Below are 18,056 nucleotides of genomic sequence, written 5' to 3'. Positions count from 1 at the left end.
TCCTCCCTCAAATGTCCACGGTCTCCCCCGCCGCCAGGAAGTACAGCGCCCGGCGGGTGACGGTCTTTTCCAGCACCCGCTCCAGGGCCCGGCTGTAGGCCTCCAGCTGGGGGCGGTAGTGCTCCGCCCGCCGGCGGACCTCCGCGGTCGTGAACACATGGTCCGTCTTGAAGTCCACTACGGTGAGCCCCTCCGCCGTCTCGAAGCAGCAGTCCACCACGCCCTGGAGGAGGATGGTCTCCCCCTCCGCCGCGGCAGGATCATAGTCCCGGGCGTCCATCAGCAGAGTGAAGCGGTACTCCCGCAGGACGTTTTGGCTCCGGCGGATCTCCTCCGCCAAGGAAGAGCGGAGGAACCGCTCCAGGGGTGCGGTCTCCACGGCCGCGGCCTGCTGGTCCGTCAGCAGGCTCCGCTGCCGCAGGGCCTCGATCTGGCCCGCCACGTCAAAGTTTGAGAAGTCCAGGTACTGCAGCACCAGATGGGCGGCGGTGCCCCGCTCCGCCGGTGTCAGGCCCTGCCGCTCCCGCCGGAAGCTGGGCTGGCTCAGGGGCCGGAGGTACGGTGTGTGGGCGGCGTGCTCGGCGATCTCCTGGTCCAACTGGCGGCCCTTCAGCTGGGTGGCTGTCACCTTGGCGGGCAGGGCCGTCTCCCGCTGGTAGGGGTAGACAAAGGACAGCAGCGCCAGGTCAAAGGGGGCGGTCTCCCCTGCCGCCTCCGCCGTCACCTGGGGCCGGACGGGCCGGTCCCGGTAGTCCTCACTGTCATGGAGAAACACTTGCCAGGGACTGTCATTCCCGATATACAGCTGATCGATCTCCGTCTCTGCCAGGGCCCGCAGGGGCGCGGCCTCCGGCCGGCACAGCAGGGGCAGCAGGATCCAGTCCCCCAGGGTACGGCCCTCTGCCACCGTCTCCGGCAGCACCGGGCAGGCAGCCACCGCCGCCAGCTTCTGGAGCCGCCCGGGGGCATTGTACAGGGCGTCCACCAGGATCAGCTTCTCCTTGGGCCGGGTCATGGCCACGTAGAGGATGCGCTGCTCCTCCGCCAGGTTCTCCCGCCGGAGCTTCTCCTGGATGGCCAGCCGGGCCAGGGTGGGATACTGGATCTTCCGCTCCAGATCGATGCGCTTGGGCCCCAGGCCCATGGACGGGTGCACCAGCACCGGCGTGTCAAAGTCCTGCCGGGAGAAGGCATGGTCCAGGTCTGCCAGGATGACGATGGGGAACTCCAGGCCCTTGGACTTGTGGATGCTCATGAGCCGCACGCCGGCGGCCTCCGCCGGGCCCCGGGTGGCGGGAGCCTGGTCCTGCTCCAGCAGCCGCCGCAGCTGGGTGACGAAGGCGAAGAGGCCCCGGTAGCCGTTGCTCTCGAACTTCTCCGCGTGCTGGCTCAGGGCAATGAGATTCTCCCGCCGGGCCGCGCCGTCGTCCATGGCGCCGAAGACCCCCAGCACGTTCAGCCGGTTGTAGATGTGCCAGATCAGGCGGTGGACGCTCATGTCCCGGCCCGCCTGCCGCAGGTCAGCGAGGGTGGCCAGGAACGCCTGGCAGTCCTCTCCCCCGTCGATGACTACTGCGTCGTAGTAGTCTCCCGTTGGAGCGGCGGCCCGCACCTCCGCCAGCCGGTCCGGCGTGAAGCCGAACAGGGGCGAACGGAGGACGGAGATGAGGGGCACATCCTGCCGGGGGTTGTCCACGATCTCCAGCAGGGACACCATGACGGAGATCTCCATGGTGTGGAAGAAGTCCCCGCTCTCCTGGAAGGAGCAGGGGATGTCCCGCTCCGCCAGGGCGGCGGCAAAGGCGGCAGACCGGCTGCCGGGAGAGCGCATCAGGATCACGATGTCCTCCGGCCGGCAGGGCCGCAGGGTGCCGTCGCTCTCCGTGACGGGATAGCCCTCGTCCAGCAGCTGCCGGATGCGCGCCGCCACGAACCGGGCCTCGGCGGTGACCTTCTTCACCGGCTTGTCGTTTTCCCCCGCCTTCTGGTGGGCGGAGATGAGATGGAACTCCGTCCGGCAGTCGTCCCGCTCGGGGTAGTATTCCGCCCCGAAGTGGAGGGCCTCTTCCTCGCCGTACTCCATCTCCCCCATCTCCACCGACAAAATGTTGGAAAAGATGAAGTTGGTGCTCTCTAAGATCTCCCGCCGGGAGCGGAAGTTTTTGGACAGCAGGATCTTCCGCTCCTCCCCGTCGGCGGCCTCTTGCCAGGGCTTGAAGCGGTTGTATTTTCCCAGGAAAATGGTGGGGTCCGCCAGACGGAACCGGTAGATGCTCTGCTTCACGTCCCCCACGGTGAAGATGTTCTGTCCGTTCCGGGACACCGCCTGGAAGATGGCGTTCTGGATCTCGTTGGTGTCCTGGTACTCGTCCACCAGGATCTCCCGATACCGGGCCGCCACCTGCTCCCCCAGCTCCGTGGGGGCGCCGTCGGGGCCCACCAGCAGGCCCAGGGCCAGATGCTCCTGGTCGGAGAAGTCGGCGGCGTTGAGCCGCAGCTTCTCCTGCCGGTACCGCTCCGCAAAGTCCTCCGTCAGGCGGAGCAGGGCCGCCATGGCCGGAGCCACGGCGGTCAGGTCCTCCATGGCCTCCTCACCGGAGACGGCCAGCAGGCCCGCCAGCTTCTTCTCCTCCGCCTTGCACCGCTCCCACACCTGCTTCAGCGCGGCGATGCCCGGCTCGTCCTTCCGTCCTTTGGGGGTGGAGAGCCGGGGGAAGGCGATGGCCGCCTCCGCCTGCCGGGCCGCCTCCCAGGTCTGAACTTCCGCCAGGGCGTCAAAGGCCACGGACACCTGGAGGAACTTCTCCCCGTACCCCCGGTACAGCGCCTCGTCCCCCTCGGTCCGGGCAGAGGCGGACCGGAGCAGGGCCCCCCAGTGGGCCCCCTTCCGGCGGATGGAGGTCAGCAGTTCGGCAGCGTAGGGGGTGTTGTCAAAGCCGCCGGTCCAGCTGCCCCAGACGGTCCGGTTCTCCGCCAGCCAGCCCGCCGGATCCGCGTGGCTCTGGACCTTGTCGTACAGCTCCAGCACCAGGGCGGCCAGGCGGCTGTCGTCCCGGCCGGCCCCCAGGGTGTCCGCCAGCAGAGCGCCGCCCTGGTCCATCTGGTCGTAAAAATCCTCCAAAGCCCGGGCCAGCACCCGCTGGCGGATCAGCTGGGCCTCGTTGTCGTCCAGCACCCGGAAGTCCGGCGTCAGGGCCCGGCTGTCCCCCTCCCGGGCCAGAAGGTGGGTGTTCTCCCGCAGCAGCGACGTGCAGAAGGCGTCCACGGTCTTGATGTCCGCCTGGTACACCCGCAGCAGCTGCCGCCGGAGCTGCTGGTCCCCCGGCGTCTGGCCCAGCCGCTTGGAGAGCTCGGAGGCGATCTTGCTCCGCAGCTCCGCGGCGGCGGCCTTGGTGTAGGTGATGATGAGGAAGTCGTCGATGTTGCAGCGCTCCTCCGTCACATAGCGAAAGAGCCGGTCCACCAGCACCTTGGTTTTGCCGGAGCCGGCGGCGGCGGACACCAGCAGGCTGCCGCCCCGGTTCTCCACCACCGCCTGCTGCTGGGGGGTCAGGGTCAGTTTTGCCATGTTATCGTCCGCCTCCTTCCTCGGTCTCTTCCTCCACCTGGCGCCAGAAGTCCTCCGGCTTCACCGGCAGGATGTAGTGCAGATGGTCGCCGTCCCGCCCGTCCTGGAAGTGGCAGGCGTCGGCCCAGTCGCAGTATTTGCAGAAGCTGTCGTCCTCGCTGCGGCAGCAGGGGTCCGCGTCGATGTTGCCGTCCCGGACCTCCCGGGCGATCTGGTGGAGCAGTTTTTCCACATACTGCCCCAGCCGTCCCAGCTGGTCGGCAGAGGCCAGGGCGCCGGACAGGTCCCCCTCCCGGTTCACCCGCACCGGCAGGAACCGGGGGCTCTGCAGGGCCTCGTGCTCCATGGCCTGGAGCACCTCCGGATCAGAGAGCAGCAGCCCTGTCCGGCGCAGTTCCTTTTCCCGCATGGACTGGAGCTGGTCCGGCGTGATATTCCGCTCGGCAGAGAGGATCTCGTCCCGGGCGGGGAGATACAGCACCCCGGCGGGCTCGATGTCCCTGCCGAACCGCTGCCTGCCCTCCTTTTCCAGGGCGAACAGGTACAGCAGCATCTGGATGTCCAGGCCCATCCGGACGGCCGCCAGATCAAAGGCCTTTTTGCCGGACTTGTAGTCCACCACCCGGAGATACAGTTTGTTGTCCTTCACCCAGCCGTCCACCCGGTCCACCTTGCCGCCGATCCGCAGCTCCGCGTCCGGCTCGCTGACCGTCACCGCCGGCAGCTCCCCGCTGTCGCCGAAGGACAGCTCGAAGGCCAGGGGCACGAAGTCGGAGCAGCGCATCTCCTGGGCGATCTGGTCCACCACCGCGTAGGCGGTATTCCGCAGCCGTGCAAAGAGATACCGGAACCGGGCGTTCCGGCCCTCCAGATTCCCCAGCTCTTCCTCTGCGTACTGGTCGATGTACCGCCGCACCAGGGCGTGGAGGTCCTCCTCCCCCACGGCGGCAAAGCCGCCCCGGTCCAGCACGTCCTTCGTGACGTGCTCCAGCAGGTAGTGGAGGAACGTGCCGATCTGGGGGGCGTCAAAGGCCGCCGGGCGGCGGGCCTTGGCCTTCAAACCGTACTCCATGAAGTAGGCGAAGTGGCAGCTCCGCAGCCGCTCCATCCGGGAGGCGGACATGGAGATCCGCTCCCCGTACAGCGCCTGTACAGCGCTGCGGGACAGGCGGCCCCGCTTCAATGCCGCCGCCCGCTCCATGGCCGCCAGCGGGGCGGCGTAGTCGGAGGATCCCGCAAAATACCGCCACAGGGGCCCATCCGGGGCCGTTCCGGCCGCCTCCAGTGCCGGGATTGATGCTGTCAAGCGATAATCCTTGTCATTTTTTTCGTGTTCTATCCGCACCGCCGGGAACAGCGTCCGCAGCCGGTCCACCACGAAGGCAGGCCGCAGCTCCGCCCCGGACACGTCCGCTGATGCGTAGCTGACCACCAGCTCCTCGGTGGGCTGGGCCAGGGCGGCGTAGAGATTCTGGAGCTCGATGCTCATCTGCTCCATGCCGCTGGGGGCCAGGCGGATGCCCCGGAGGGCCAGCTCCTCCCGGTCGTCGTCATTCAGGATGCCGCCGCTCTGGCCCACGGCGGGCAGCACGTGGTCGTTGGCTCCCAGCAGGAACAGATACCGGTCCGTGTGCCGGTCGTTCCGGGTGATCTCCGTCACGGACACCTGGTCCAGGGACACCGGGATGGTGCCCACGCTGTACTGGGAGGCCACCTGCCGCAGCAGGCGGCTGAATTCGTCGGTCCTCATGGGCTCATCTCCCAGGATCTCCACGAACTGGTCCAGAATGGCGCAGAGGATCTCCCACAGCTGGGCAGTCTCCTCCGCCTCCTGGAGCCGGCCGGCCTCTGCCTGGGCGCGCATCTGCTCCTCCAGGGTGCCCTGGAGGTCGAGACGTTCCAAAAAGCTGTAAAGGGCATCCACTTTCTCGCCGGCAGTTTTTCCGGCTTTCAGGCCCTCATTCAGAGCTGCCAGGGGCTCCCGCACCCGGCGGCGCAGGTCGTTCACCTGCTCCAGCCGGGCCTGCCGCCGGTCGTTCCAGGGGGCGCCGTAGCCGTCGGGGTTGTCAGTCCAGTCCACGTCCCGCAGCCACATCTTTCCGTGGATCTCCCAGGTGAGGACGTAGTTTTCCAGCAGGTCGCACTCCTCCGGCGTCAGCCCCGCCAGGCCGGTCTTCAGCCAGCGGAACATGTCCTCATACTCAAAGCCATTCTCCAGGGCGGAAAGGACGCCGGTGATGAGGCTCCACACGGGCTTTTCCAGCATGTCGCTGCGGCGGCTCAGATAGGCGGGGATCTCATACCGCTCGAACACTGTCTCGATGATGCCCTCGTAGTCCGCCATGTTCCGGGCGGCCACGGTAATGTCCCGGTAGCGGCACTTTCCCGCCGCCACCAGGTTTCGGATGTCCGCCGCCGTCTGCTCCACCTCGGAGAAGGCGGTGTCTGCCTCCCGGACGCGGATGGCGCCGCTGTCCCCTTCGTAGGGCTCCCCCTCTCCGAAGAAGTACCGCTCCAGATGGCCCAGGGCAGAGTCGTCGGCACGGGTCAGCGTCCGGACCTCCCAGGGACAGCCCGCCTTCTCCGCCAGCCGCGCCAGCTGGTCCCGGGTGCGGAGGGAAACCTGGAACATCTCCTCGGCGCTGTCCGGCTCCCCCAGCAGCGTGACGGTGACGGACCGGGCCTGCCGCGCTATGGTCTCCAGCACCTGCCGCTCCTGGGCGTTGAAGTAGGTGAAGCCGTCCAGAAACACGTCCTTGCCGAAGACGTAGCGGGAGGGTCCCAGCGCCTCGCAGAGCCTGGTCATCCGGTCCCGGGCGTCAAAGCCGGGACGGTACAGCCGGGACTCATAAGCCCCGTACAGCAGGCTCAGATCCAGCAGCTTGTCCCGGCTGGCCCCTTGGATCTCCCGGGCTTGGCTCTCCAGCAGCGCCGGGGACACGTCGTAGCAGCGCAGCTCGTCAAAGAGGTCCAGCAGCTGCTGCAAAAACGACGCCTTTTGGGAGGGGCGGCGGTAGACCTTCAGCAGAGGAGCCACCTCCCCCAGGGCCTTCTGCAGCGTCAGCAGCTTGCCGCCGGCGTCCAGCGTCACCCGGGCGGCGCCGCCGGTCAGGGTCAGCACCCGGTCACACAGACGGCGGAAGCTAAGGACCTCCGCATGGCGGCTGGCGGTATCCCCGCAGAAGCGGCACAGGTCCACCTCCGCCTGGTGGGAGGCATGCTCCGGCACCAGCAGGATCTGCTGGCCGGAATCCCCCAGTTCCTTGATTCGGCGGAGCACCTGTTCCGATTTTCCCGTTTTGGCCCGGCCCATCAGGATCGTCAGCATGGCGGGACCTCCTTTGCGCGATTTCAAAAGTCATTGTAGCATATCCCGTCGATTCGTGCTATCCTGTTTCTTGAAGAATTTCCAAGGAGGTCTCCCGATGCACATTCCCCAAGGGCCCACCAACGCCCTGGATCTAGAGCTTTTCGACGAAGCCCTGGCCGCCGCCCTCCGGCCCTCGGCCGACTATGACGTGACGCGGTGGCTGTACGTCCCCAACCACTACTCCGAATACCGGTACATTCTGGGCACCCGGGGCCGAAAGCCCCTGATCTGCATGGGCATCAACCCCTCCACCGCCGCCCCGGACGCCCTGGACCCCACCCTCCAGTCCGCCCAGCGGATCGCCCTTTCCAACGGGTACGACAGCTTTCTGATGTTCAACGTCTACGCCCAGCGGGCCACCCGTCCCGATGACATGGAGCGGTCCTGCAACCCGGTGCTCCATGCTGAGAATCGGAAGGCCTTCCGATATCTCCTCTCCCTGTCTCCGGCCCCCGCCCTGTGGGCCGCCTGGGGCAACATCATCGAGAAGCGGGGGTATCTGATGGACTGCCTGCGGGACTTTGCCGCCGACGCGCAGGCGGCAGGGGCAGCGTGGTTCACCGCCGGACCCCTGCTGAAGTCCGGCCACCCCCACCACCCCCTGTATCTGAAGGGCACCACGCCGCTTCAGGGCTTCGATATCAGCGCCTATCTGACCCGCTGACAGAGCGCCCGGACTCCCTTCAAACGCACAAGACGGCAGACCCTCAATGGGTCTGCCGTCTCTTTTCCTCTTTTCGCCTGACCGGGAAGTTCACTCCTCCAGCCACTCCCGCAGCTGCTCCCACCACTCCACGGCCTTGAACTTCAGCACGTAGCCGCTGCCCTCCTCTGCCATCAGGCTCACCTGATCCTCCGTCAGACCGGCGGCCAGGGCCGTCTCCGGCACATCGGCGGAGGCGGCGGTGCACAGGGGCGGGAACACCACACACCACCAGTTCTGTCCGGCTCCCTCGCCGATGAGGATCCGCAGGGCCAGGTACTCCCCGGCGGGCAGGGCAAAGCCGTCGTACTCCTTGGTGGGAAAGGATGTGTCCTCCAGCTCCGCCGTCACGGCGTAGTCATACCCGTTGGCCCGCACCGTCTCCCCGGCGAGGGCCTCCAGCTCCGGCAGGCTCTCCCGCAGGAGCGCCTCCGCCGATTTCCGGTCCTCCGACTGCTCCAGGATCTCCGTGGCCCGCTCCAGCACCGCGTCCCGGACCAGCAGCTTCAGCGCCTGGTCCTCCTCCGTGTCGGAGTTGGCCAGCACGTGGAGCCGCACCACCCGGTCCGCCAGGTCCCGCTGGGTATTCAGCGCCCAGATGCCGGACAGCAGGAACACCGCCGCCCCCAGCAGCAGGGCCAGCTCCACCATCCGCAGGGTCTTTCGTTCACGCTTCGCAGCTGTTTTCATGTTCGTTTTCCGTCCTTTGCTATGTAGTCCTCTCGGACCCGTTTCTCCCATGATGGACGGAAAATTTGATTTTTATTCCAGTTCTCCGAATTTTTTGACCGGTGCGGCCAGATACGTCTGCCGGTACGTCTGTCCCAGGACCTCCGCCGCCCGGTCCGCCTTCACCGGATCGTTGAAGAGGCCGAACACCGTGGGGCCGGAGCCGCTCATGGCCGCCCCCAGGGCGCCGCAGTCCAGCAGGGCGGCCTGGATGGCGCGGATGTCCGCCCCCTCTTCCCCTGTCAGCACCCGCTCGAATACGTTGCCCAGGCACCCGGCCACGGCGGCCAGCTCTCCCCGGGCCAGGGCCTCCGCCATGGCGGAGGCATCCGGCCGCTCCCCCAGGTCTGCCCCGTCCACCCGCGTGAACAGCTCCGGCGTGGGCAGGCCAAAGTCCGGCTTGCACAGCACGATGGCGCACGCCGGCAGAGGCGGCAGATCCGTCAGGACCTCTCCCCGCCCCTCCGCAAGGCATGTGCCGCCGTGGACGCAGAAGGGCACGTCGCTGCCCACCGCCAGGCCGATCTCCTCCAGCGCGGAACGGGGCAGCTCCGGGGCGTACAGGGCCCGCAGGCACCGCAGCACCGCCGCCACGTCGGCGCTGCCGCCGCCCAGCCCCGCATAAGCCGGGACCCGCTTGACGAGCCGCACCTCCAGCCCCGGCATGGGATGTCCCAGATACCGGAAAAACGACTCCGCCGCCTGCTGCTCCAGCGTGGGTCTTCCCGCCGGAAGGGCGATGTCCTCCGCCAGCAGGGAGAAGCCCTCCGTCGTCTCCGTCACCGTCACGGTGTCCCCCAGGGACACGGACTGCATCACCATCCGCATGTCGTGGTAGCCGTCGGGCCTTCGGCCCAGAATGTCCAGTGTCAGGTTGATCTTGGCCGGTGCCTCCAGTGTCAGAGTCTTCAATCATGCCACCTCCCACGGGCCTAGGCCCGCCGTCTGGGTCCAGTATAGCACAGCCGGACCGGCTGGGAAAGTCTCAGGGTACAAATGTGGCCGATCCGGAAAAAACTCTTCCATTCTTAGCCCGTGCGTGGTATAATTTATACACAGAACAGAGGAGGTGGAAGGAAATGTTTGGGCAGGACGCCCAAACAGTGTCAGAAAGGAGCATCGTATGCTGGACATCCTGTTTTTGAGCGGAAGCACCCTGCTGTATGCAGTCCTGTTCCTGCCGGTCGTCACGGTCCTGTCCGTCGCTGTGCTCTATGTCGCGTTTGAAACCATCCAGAAGTTCCGGAGGCGGGGCGGCACCTTCTAGCAAGCGCCCCGTCGGAAAAGCCGCGGTCAGCCGCGGCTTTTGCTGTGTCGGGGCTCCGTGTCCCGGACCGCCGCCTTTCCGCCGCAGGGCTTGCAAACCGCTCTGCCGTGTGATATATATTGGAAAAACAGTATCTTCCGCCTGGCCGCAAAAAACGGACTTCCGGATCAGGGAGGGATCCACATGTTTCAGATGCTTCTGGTGCTGGCGCTCGTTGCGGCCGTCTGCGCGGGCGTCCCGTCTCTGCTGATCGCCTGTGCCAACGGCAAGATCACCCTGCCCCGCTGGCTGCCGGGTCTGCTGGCCTTCTGCTGCGTCCTCCTGGCCGCCATGGCCGGGTTTCCTCTCTCCATAGACGGCGCGGGCGCTTTTGTCCTCTACGGCTTTGTGGGATACTGCCTGCGGCGGGCCTACACAAAGACAAACGTTCTCCCCTGCATGGCGTTCGTGCTGGCCTCCAGCTGCGTGGGACTCGGGGCAAAATGGCTGATCTGCCGGCTGGGGGTGATCCGGGAGGTCCCCGCCTTCTCCCCTGCGGAGATCCTCGCCTTCCTGGTCCTCGCCCAGATCGCCGCCCTGCTGGCGTTTTGGATCACAGCGGATCCTCCGCCGAAGAAGAAAAACCCATATGAGAAGCCGGTCCGGCACCGCAGAATTTGAACGGCCGCACCGGCTGAAAAAACGCGCCGCAGGCAAAAGCCTGCGGCGCTGTTTGCATCTGTGCGGAAACTGATTACTTGATCTTCCGGGCCTCCACATAGTACCGCTTGTCCTGGGCATGACCCATGGAGAAGGTCTTGCGGGGCAGCACGCCGTCGGCCATGACAGTCTTGAACAGCTGCTCCTTCCCCATGGCCGGCAGCTTGAAGCCGATGTTGCCGGGCTTGCTGCCCAGCTCATCGGTGACGTCGTCGCCGTGGATGTAGTCCACCTCGCCGCCGTGCTCCTTCAGATACGCGTCTAGGAACGTCTGGAGCGTGCCCACCGCCAGCTGCATCTTGGGATCGGGCACGGTGACGGCGCCGGTGCGGCCGGCGCAGGTGTAGGCGATGGTGTGGCCCTCGCCGGTTCCCTCGTGAGCGCCGGGATAGTAGGCCTGGAACGCCTCCAGGACCTTTTCGGGCTCCACGCCGAAGAGCACCCGGTGGATGGGCTCGAACTGGAGGGCGTCGTCGTGGTTGTTCACCACCTCCACCAGGGCATACCGGGCGGGCAGCGTGGCCCACTGGTCCTCCGGTGTCACCTTTTTCAGGTTCTCATAGCACTGCTTGGCGGTGGCCAGGGAGTGGTTGCCGTCGCCCACGGCGAACAGCAGCGGCGCCGCATTCTTCAGGCCGTATTTTTTCTCCATGGCCTCCGGCGTGCACATGGCCGTCAGGGCGTCCGCCACGGCGTCCATCTGGGTGTCCGTCAGCTTCCAGCCCTTCAGATGGCCGCCGCCCTGCTGCAGGTCGAAGTCGTACAGCTTCTCCATCGTGTCGGTCCCGGCAGTCAGGGGCTCGATGACGGTCCGGTCCGGGTCGTCGATCAGCAGCATCACGTGGGGCAGCTCGATGGGGGCGTCCTGCCGGACCCGCACCCGGGGCGGGATGCGGGAGAGCACCGTCCCCTCCGTGGCCCGGATCAGGGCGCCGGAGCCGGGGGTGAAGTCGTACTGGTCCAGGTCCACCATGCCGATGAGGCCATGGCGCACCCTGCCGTCGGACTGGGTCCGCTCGATATAGAACAGGGACTCCGGCAGGGTCTGGAACACGCCCGCGGCCAGATACCGGTTCATGGCGCCGTTGATGGCCGCGATGTGATCGTCCACGTCCGGGTCGTTCAGCCTGGCCTCCGGCAGGATCAGCCGGAGGGCGGAGGGTGCGTCCCCCACCGTGTCCTCCACCGCCTGCCAGTACTCCGGCTGGGAGGTGAACTGGTCGCAGGCCACCACGGCCCACTTCGTCATGTCCGCGTCCTTGGGCAGCAGGATGTCCGCGGGATAAAAGCCCAGTTTCCGGAATTTCTCGTTCATGTTGCGTCCCCTTTCTTGTCGAAAGACTTTTACAGCGCCGCCTTGATGGCGGCCAGCAGATCGTCGAACTCCTCATAGGCCGGGATCTGGGGGTAGTCCCGCTTGATCTGCTCCGTGCTCTTGAACAAAAAGCCCGCCTTGCTGGCCTGGATCATACCCAGGTCATTGAAGCTGTCGCCGCTGGCGATGGTGTCGTACCCGATGGACTGCAGGGCCTTCACCGTGGTGAGCTTGGACTTCTCGCACCGCATCTTGTAGCCGGTGATCTCACCGTTTTCCGCCACCTCCAGGGAATTGCAGAAGATGGTGGGCCAGCCCAGCTTTTCCATCAGGGGCTTGGCGAATTCCTCAAAGGTATCACTCAGAATGATCACCTGGGTCATGGAACGCAGCTCGTCCAGAAACGCCTTGGCGCCGGGCAGCGGGTCGATCCTGGCGATGGTGGCCTGGATCTCCCTGAGCCCTAAGCCGTGCTCCTTCAGGATGCCCAGCCGCCATGTCATCAGCTTGTCGTAGTCCGGCTCGTCCCGGGTGGTGCGCCGCAGCTCCGGAATGCCGCTGGCCTCGGAAAAGGCGATCCAGATCTCCGGGACCAGGACGCCCTCCATGTCCAAACATACAATGTTCATATCGTCTCTCCCTTTTGTCAGGTCTGCGCGGCGGACCGCGCGGGGATCCTGTTCTGGCTGTCTTTGATTATACAATACCCAGCCCTGCTCTTTCAATGTGATTTACAAATTTTGTCCGCCCGGCCGCCATTCGCCTTCCGCATAGATCCTGCGCCGCCGGACACACTAACGCCAAATCCCTGCTGGAAGGCATAAAGGAGGTTTTTCGCATGGTGATTGACAAGATCGCACTGGTACTGGCCATCATCGGCGCGCTGAACTGGGGCGCCATCGGCCTGTTTGGTTTTGATGCGGTGGCGTTTTTCTGCGGCGGCCAGATGGCCATCCTCTCCCGCATCATCTACGCCCTGGTGGGTTTGGCGGGCCTGTGGTGCATCACGCTGCTGTTCCGCTCCTCCGACGAGGAGACAGGCCACGCGCGCCACACCGCCTGACGGCGCAGCGCCATTTGCAAGGACAGGGAGCCGGCCAAAAGGCCGGCTCCCTGTTTCGATCCCGCGGCGCAGTCAGGAAGGATCGTCCTCCACCTTCCGCTCGCCCTCTTTCAGATATTTCTCATCCTTGGACAGCAGGCTCTCCGAGACGATATCCAGCTGCTCCATCTTGTCGTAGTGGTCCACCAGATTGCTCTCCGGCGTGCTGACCACCTGGTCGTCGTGCCGGAACACCAGCTTCAGCATGATGGGGGTCAGGATTGTTCCGCCCACCACCGTGATGATGACGGGAGCCATCATGGCGCTGGACAGCACCCCCAGCTCCAGGCCCCGGTTGGCCACGATCAGCGCCACCTCGCCCCGGCACACCATGCCCACGCCTACCTGCAGGCTCTCTTTTCCGGTGAAATGGCAGAGCTTTGCACCCAGACCGCAGCCGATGATCTTGGTGATGATGGAGATCAGCAGCAGAAGGATGGAAAAGATCACCAGACTGCTCGTCATGCCGCTGACATTGGCCTTGATGCCCACGCTGGCGAAGAACACCGGCGTCAGCAGCAAAAAGCTCAGGGGTTCAAATTTGGACTGGATATAGGTAGACTTGGGGGTGCAGGAGATCACCAGGCCCGCCACATAGGCGCCGGTGATGTCCGCCACGCCGAAGAACTCCTCGGCGCAGTAAGCCATGGCCAGGCACAGCACAAAGGCCAGCACCGGATAGCGCCGCCGCTCCCGGCCCCGGTCCAGGGCCATCAGCCAGCGGAAGAACTTCAGTGCGAAGAAGGATGCCACGCCGGAGAAGAGGAAGAACAGAACGATCTTCACCAGCACCAGGACGATGCTGTCCTGTCCGCCGGCCACGCTGCTGACGATGGTCAGGGCGATCAGGCCCAACACGTCGTCGATCAGGGCAGCCGCCAGAATGGTGTTGCCCACCTTGGTATCCAGCTTTCCGATCTCCTTCAGCGTCTCCACCGTGATGCTGACAGAGGTCGCCGTAAGGATGGTGCCGATGAACACATCCTCCAGAAAGCCGGTGGTCGCGATCATGCCGGCCCGGCCGGCGGCCATGGCCAGCCCCGTGCCCAGGATCAGGGGCACGATCACGCCCAGCAGAGCCACCAGGAAGCCCGCCTTGCCGCTGTGCTTCAGCTCCTGGATGTCGGTACCCATGCCGGCGGAGAACATCAGGACGATGACGCCCAGCTCACTGAGCTGGGTGAGGAACTCCGTCTCCGTCAGCACATCCAGCACGGCCGGGCCCAGGATCAGTCCTGCCACCAGTGCCCCCACCACCTGGGGCATCTGGATCCGCTTGGTCAAAATGCCCAGCACCTTGGTGCTGAACAGGATCAGCGCCAGATCCAAAAGAAAATGATAAGACATCTTCTGCCTTCCTTTCTGTCATCCATTTCTGCAAACGCTTGCCTTCAGGAGCTCTCATTGTAGACCTTTCTGCCGGATTTGCAAGTGCCGTTCTGTACAAAAATGTTTCCATTTTTTAGTGATTTTATCAAAAAAGCAGGCTGTCTTCACCAAAGACAGCCTGCTTTTTCACGAATTCTTTACGGCATCCGCAGCTTTTTTACCAGGGATTCCTCCGGCGTTACGTTCACGGTGCGGCAGGTGGAGTAGATCACCATACCGGGTCGGGCGCCGGCAGGCTTTTTTACATTCTTCACCGGCGTGTAGTCCACCGGGACGTTGGCCCCCTCCCGGGTCTGGGAGAACCAGGCCGCCAGCTTGGCCGCCTCCACAATGGTGTCGTCGTCCGCCTCCCGCCCCTCGGTGCAGAGGATCACATGGGAGCCGTGGATCTTCTGGGTGTGGAGCCAGATGTCCCGGGGACCGGCGGACTTTGTCAGCTTGTCGTTCTGGCGGTTGTTCCGGCCCACCAGCACCCGGAAGCCGGAGGTGGTGCGGAACTCCAGGGGCTTGGCGGGGCGGCTGACCTCCTTCTTCCCCTGCCTGCGGAGGAAGCCCGCGTCCCGCAGCTCTCCCCGGATGTCCAGGAAGTCCTGCTCCGTCTCCGCCCGGTCCAGCTCCTCCAGCACGCTCTCGATATAGTCCAGGTCCCGGCGGGCGATGGCCATCTGCTCCGTCAGGTACTTCTCCGCCGTCTTGGCCTTGGTGTAGCGCTTGTAGTATTTGGCGGCGTTCTGCTGGGGCGTCAGCAGCGGGTCCAGGGGGATGGCGATGGTGCCGCCCTCCGGGTCGTAGAAGTTCTCCGTCTCCAGCCTGCTCTGGCCCCGCTCCATCCGGTAGAGATTGGCGGTGATCAGGTCGCCATAGATCCGCAGCTGGTCCCGGTCCTGGGTGGCGGCATAATCCTTCTCCTGCTGAGCCAGCTTCCGCCGCAGGCGGTCTCTCGCCGTGGTGGCGGTCCGCAGCAGGTCCGCCCCCCGCTGGCGCACCCGCTCCTGCTGCTCCCGGAGAGCGTAGAAGTCGTCCATCAGGGCGGAGAAGGTGTCATACCGGACAGGCTCCATGGCATCGCCGTACTGGGCGATGGGACAATAGGTGAAGTCCGCCATCTTGCCGTCCTTTTTCAAGCAGATTGGTGTAAAGCGATTTTCCTGTATGGCTCTGATAAGAGAAGATAGTTCTCCCCACAGCCGATCCTCCCCCTCCCGGCCCAGGCCGAAGAGATGGGCGTCCGTCTCCCCGGCGGCGCGGAAGGCCAGCTCCCGGGCGATCAGGGGCGAGATGCCGAAGTAGCTGTCCAGCAGGAAGGCGTCCACCCCCCGCTCCGGATTGGCGGTTGAGAGCTTCTCCCGGAAGCCCTCCTCCGTCTCCTCCGTCACCGGCAGACGGCCCACAGAGGCCGGAGGCTCGTAGTACAGCCCCGGCAGCACCTGCCGGCTGGCGGACATGTCCGCATCCACCCGGCGGAGGCAGTCGATGATCCGGCCCTCCCCGTCCAGCAGGATCAGGTTGGACCGGCGGCCCATGGCCTCCAGCACCAGCGTCCGGCGGCCCGGCTGGCCGAAGTCGTCGGTGACGTCCAGCTCCAGCCGCACCAGCCGCTCCAGCGGCGGCTGGGTGAGGGCAGCCACACGGCCCCCCACCAGGTGCTTGCGCAGCAGCATACAGAACATGGGCGGCTCCGCCGGGTTGTCCCGGGTGAGGCCCGTCAGCTGGATGCGGGGGGCGTTGGCCCCGGCGTTCAGCAGCAGCCGCTTGTTTCCCCGCAGCAGCAGGATCACCTGGTCTTTCGCGGGCTGCTGGACCTTGTCGATCCGCAGCCCCAGCAGGGCAGGCCGCAGCTCCTCCGCCACCGCCTGCATACAGACTCCATCCAATGGCATCGCTTATTCCTCCATCATCACGCGAAAGAGCTGGTTGATCCGCTCCCGCCGGCCCTGCAGGTACAGCCAGCCCAGCAGTGCTTCCAAAGCCGTGGCCTCGCCGTACTGGGCCCGGGTGGCGTGGCCGGGCACCGACTTCACGTGGGCGTTCCGCCCACGGCGGAACACGGCGGCCTCCTCCTCTGTCAGAAGCGGTAAGATCCGCTCCGCCTTCTCCGCCTGGGACTCCGCCCGCACCAGGGCGATGGTGGCCTGGTGCAGCCCCTTCCCCGTGGCCTTTCCGTGGGCGCAGAGCCAGGTGCGCACCAGCACCTCGAACACGGCGTCCCCCATGTGGGCCAGGCCGATGGAGCTGATGGCGCGCAGCTGGTCGGCGGTGAGATTCGGTTCAAAATAGTTTTCCATAGACGGCTCCCCGCATCACAGAAATTTTCATACCGGATTATTTTACCACAGGTTTCCCGGTTTGTCACCTGGGGAGCAGCCGGCCTTGCAAAGGGTGGAAGGATATGGTAGGATGAGACCAGAATCAGCGCCGTTTGGGCGCGGCAGGGGGCTTGTGTTGTGGGCTTTCTCAATAAGAAACCGATTATGAAAACCGAGGGCTTTCACCCGATTGATCTGAGCGAGGCCAATGTCCAGGCCATCTTCAATCGGTGCTTGGCAGAAATAGAGGACCGGAAAACAACGACATTGGCAACATTATTCCCTCCAGAGCTTGGCTATGAGGATAACCCTGACGCTCAAGTGCTTTTTCAAACGGACGCGCTTCTGCAAAACAAAAAGAACATTGAATATCTGTACGGTCAGCTGAAAGAAGTTCACGATGAGACGCCAGTTCGGCGGGTGTCCTTTTGGGATTTCAGCGTGGCGTATTCCGGGAAACCGTGGACGCAGGAAGAACAAGCAGTCCTTCAACTGCTGTATTTGGGTGTGAATTACCACCTGCTTCTGATTGAGCCGTTTTGGGCAAAAAATGATACCTCCCGCATCTTTAAGGGAAAACCCGTCAAGCCCACCCTCTCCCCAAAAGACCCGGCCTTCCCGGCGTGGTGGGAGGAGCACAAGGCGGAGTGGGAAGCGGACTAAGATAAAAGTGAACAGATAAAAGATAAGAGATATTTCCCGGCGGAGGGGGTATCTCTTATCTTTTATCCTTTATCTTTTATCTCAACTCTCCACTCTCCGCGCGCATCCCCCGGGCGGCAGATTGCCGCCCCTACGGTGCGGAAGGGGGCTGTTCCGTCATCCATGAACGGGCCGACACACAGGTCGGCCCCTACGGCCTGTTTCCGAAAAATTCCTAATTCCTCATTCCTAATTCCTAACTCTCCGCGGCTTACGTCCGCCTCCGCGTCAGGAACGCCCCGACAGCCGCCCCGATCAGGAGCACCGGCGCCGCTCGGACGAACAGCCACTCCATGGCGTGGAGCGCCGTTCCCATCACGGCGGTCTCCGGGTCCTGGTAGTTCCAGTCCAGATAGGGGCTTCCCACTGTGAACAGGACACCGAAGGCGAGGACGACGCCTGCGCACAGCGCGATGCACAGTCCATGGAGGAGCTTCCGCCGCCGTTCCCTCTGCCGTGCAAACTGCAGGTTGAGGACCTCCAGCTTTTCAGAGAGGGCTTTGATGGCATCGGCCTCCGGCTCCGCCACCGTCTCCCCCAGCAGTGTGCTCACGGGCGTTTCCAACACCTCTGACAGAGAGAGCAGCAGCTCCGCGTCCGGCACGGACCGCCCCTGTTCCCATTTTGAGATGGTCTGCCGCACCACGTTCAGCTTGATGGCAAGCTCCTCCTGGGAGAGGCCCTTTGTTTTTCGGATGGCTTTCAGGTTTTCGTTCAGCATATGGATCGCACTCCTTTCCTGCTGGCACGATCATACAGGAAACGGGCCGTTGCCGCAAGCAACATCTGTTAACATGGAGGGAGAGGGCTGCGCTATGCGCGGCCCTCTCCCTCCATTCATGCCCTCACCGCAGCAGCGGCAGACTGCCGGTCAGCCGGTCCGCCCGGTGCCGGGGGCCGCGGGGC

At 64.8% G+C, this 18,056-nt stretch carries 15 protein-coding genes; 5 read left to right on the top strand and 10 right to left on the bottom strand.

The annotated features are described in order from the left end of the window. Window positions 1-7: 7 nt before the first annotated feature. Window positions 8-3,568 carry a helicase-exonuclease AddAB subunit AddA gene (gene addA, locus H9X91_RS04730; RefSeq protein ID WP_204803052.1) on the bottom strand — a complete coding sequence of 1,187 codons (3,561 nt, stop codon included), beginning with the start codon at window positions 3,566-3,568 and terminating at the stop codon, window positions 8-10. Between the two features lies 1 nt (window position 3,569). Beyond that, complete coding sequence (locus H9X91_RS04725) at window positions 3,570-6,896, bottom strand: PD-(D/E)XK nuclease family protein (RefSeq protein WP_204803049.1); 3,327 nt, start codon at window positions 6,894-6,896, stop codon at window positions 3,570-3,572. A 97-nt stretch (window positions 6,897-6,993) separates the two neighbouring features. On the opposite strand from H9X91_RS04725, the gene H9X91_RS04720 reads away from it, so the two are divergent. After that, on the top strand, window positions 6,994-7,602 hold the full coding sequence (locus H9X91_RS04720) for a DUF1643 domain-containing protein (protein ID WP_204803047.1): 609 nt from the start codon (window positions 6,994-6,996) through the stop codon (window positions 7,600-7,602). Between the two features lie 90 nt (window positions 7,603-7,692). Here the strand turns inward: H9X91_RS04720 and spoIIR are convergent, their stop codons facing one another. Both spoIIR and ispE read right to left on the bottom strand, forming a co-directional pair. Then, window positions 7,693-8,331 (bottom strand): stage II sporulation protein R, encoded by a 639-nt coding sequence (gene spoIIR / locus H9X91_RS04715; protein WP_204803045.1) that lies wholly within the window; start codon window positions 8,329-8,331, stop codon window positions 7,693-7,695. A gap of 72 nt (window positions 8,332-8,403) precedes the next feature. Beyond that, window positions 8,404-9,282 (bottom strand): 4-(cytidine 5'-diphospho)-2-C-methyl-D-erythritol kinase, encoded by an 879-nt coding sequence (ispE, locus tag H9X91_RS04710; protein ID WP_204803043.1) that lies wholly within the window; start codon window positions 9,280-9,282, stop codon window positions 8,404-8,406. Between the two features lie 211 nt (window positions 9,283-9,493). Here ispE and H9X91_RS04705 point away from each other — a divergent pair, with 211 nt between their 5' ends. After that, a complete protein-coding gene (locus H9X91_RS04705; protein ID WP_204803041.1) occupies window positions 9,494-9,637 on the top strand; it encodes a hypothetical protein in 144 nt (47 codons plus the stop codon). 183 nt (window positions 9,638-9,820) lie between these two features. Further along, on the top strand, window positions 9,821-10,297 hold the full coding sequence (locus H9X91_RS04700; protein WP_204803039.1) for a hypothetical protein: 477 nt from the start codon (window positions 9,821-9,823) through the stop codon (window positions 10,295-10,297). Window positions 10,298-10,370: 73 nt separating this feature from the next. Here the strand turns inward: H9X91_RS04700 and H9X91_RS04695 are convergent, their stop codons facing one another. Further along, window positions 10,371-11,651 carry a DUF1015 domain-containing protein gene (locus tag H9X91_RS04695; protein WP_204803037.1) on the bottom strand — a complete coding sequence of 427 codons (1,281 nt, stop codon included), beginning with the start codon at window positions 11,649-11,651 and terminating at the stop codon, window positions 10,371-10,373. 29 nt (window positions 11,652-11,680) lie between these two features. Next, window positions 11,681-12,280 carry a bifunctional phosphoserine phosphatase/homoserine phosphotransferase ThrH gene (thrH, locus tag H9X91_RS04690; RefSeq protein ID WP_204803035.1) on the bottom strand — a complete coding sequence of 200 codons (600 nt, stop codon included), beginning with the start codon at window positions 12,278-12,280 and terminating at the stop codon, window positions 11,681-11,683. Window positions 12,281-12,489: 209 nt separating this feature from the next. Between thrH and H9X91_RS04685 the strand changes: the two genes are divergently transcribed. Beyond that, complete coding sequence (locus H9X91_RS04685) at window positions 12,490-12,714, top strand: DUF378 domain-containing protein (RefSeq protein WP_204803033.1); 225 nt, start codon at window positions 12,490-12,492, stop codon at window positions 12,712-12,714. A 72-nt stretch (window positions 12,715-12,786) separates the two neighbouring features. Here the strand turns inward: H9X91_RS04685 and H9X91_RS04680 are convergent, their stop codons facing one another. The 3 genes from H9X91_RS04680 to H9X91_RS04670 all read right to left on the bottom strand — a co-directional run bounded on the left by H9X91_RS04680 (window position 12,787) and on the right by H9X91_RS04670 (window position 16,427). Continuing rightward, window positions 12,787-14,100, bottom strand: a complete 1,314-nt coding sequence (locus tag H9X91_RS04680) for a cation:proton antiporter (RefSeq protein WP_204803031.1) — start codon at window positions 14,098-14,100, stop codon at window positions 12,787-12,789. 179 nt (window positions 14,101-14,279) lie between these two features. After that, window positions 14,280-16,022: an Rqc2 family fibronectin-binding protein gene (locus H9X91_RS04675; protein ID WP_204803029.1), complete on the bottom strand. Its 1,743-nt coding sequence runs from the start codon at window positions 16,020-16,022 to the stop codon at window positions 14,280-14,282. A 3-nt stretch (window positions 16,023-16,025) separates the two neighbouring features. Continuing rightward, window positions 16,026-16,427: a Mini-ribonuclease 3 gene (locus H9X91_RS04670; RefSeq protein ID WP_204803027.1), complete on the bottom strand. Its 402-nt coding sequence runs from the start codon at window positions 16,425-16,427 to the stop codon at window positions 16,026-16,028. 159 nt (window positions 16,428-16,586) lie between these two features. Here H9X91_RS04670 and H9X91_RS04665 point away from each other — a divergent pair, with 159 nt between their 5' ends. Then, window positions 16,587-17,111 carry a hypothetical protein gene (locus tag H9X91_RS04665; protein WP_204803025.1) on the top strand — a complete coding sequence of 175 codons (525 nt, stop codon included), beginning with the start codon at window positions 16,587-16,589 and terminating at the stop codon, window positions 17,109-17,111. Window positions 17,112-17,361: 250 nt separating this feature from the next. Here H9X91_RS04665 and H9X91_RS04660 read toward each other — a convergent pair whose 3' ends face one another. Beyond that, window positions 17,362-17,871 (bottom strand): helix-turn-helix transcriptional regulator, encoded by a 510-nt coding sequence (locus H9X91_RS04660; RefSeq protein ID WP_204803023.1) that lies wholly within the window; start codon window positions 17,869-17,871, stop codon window positions 17,362-17,364. Window positions 17,872-18,056: the final 185 nt, after the last annotated feature.

The sequence above is a fragment of the Oscillibacter valericigenes genome, assembly GCF_016902445.1.
In the GTDB taxonomy this organism is placed as follows: domain Bacteria; phylum Bacillota; class Clostridia; order Oscillospirales; family Oscillospiraceae; genus Oscillibacter; species Oscillibacter avistercoris.
Note: the sequence above shows the minus strand (reverse complement) of the source record. Positions and strands in the feature narration are given on the sequence as shown.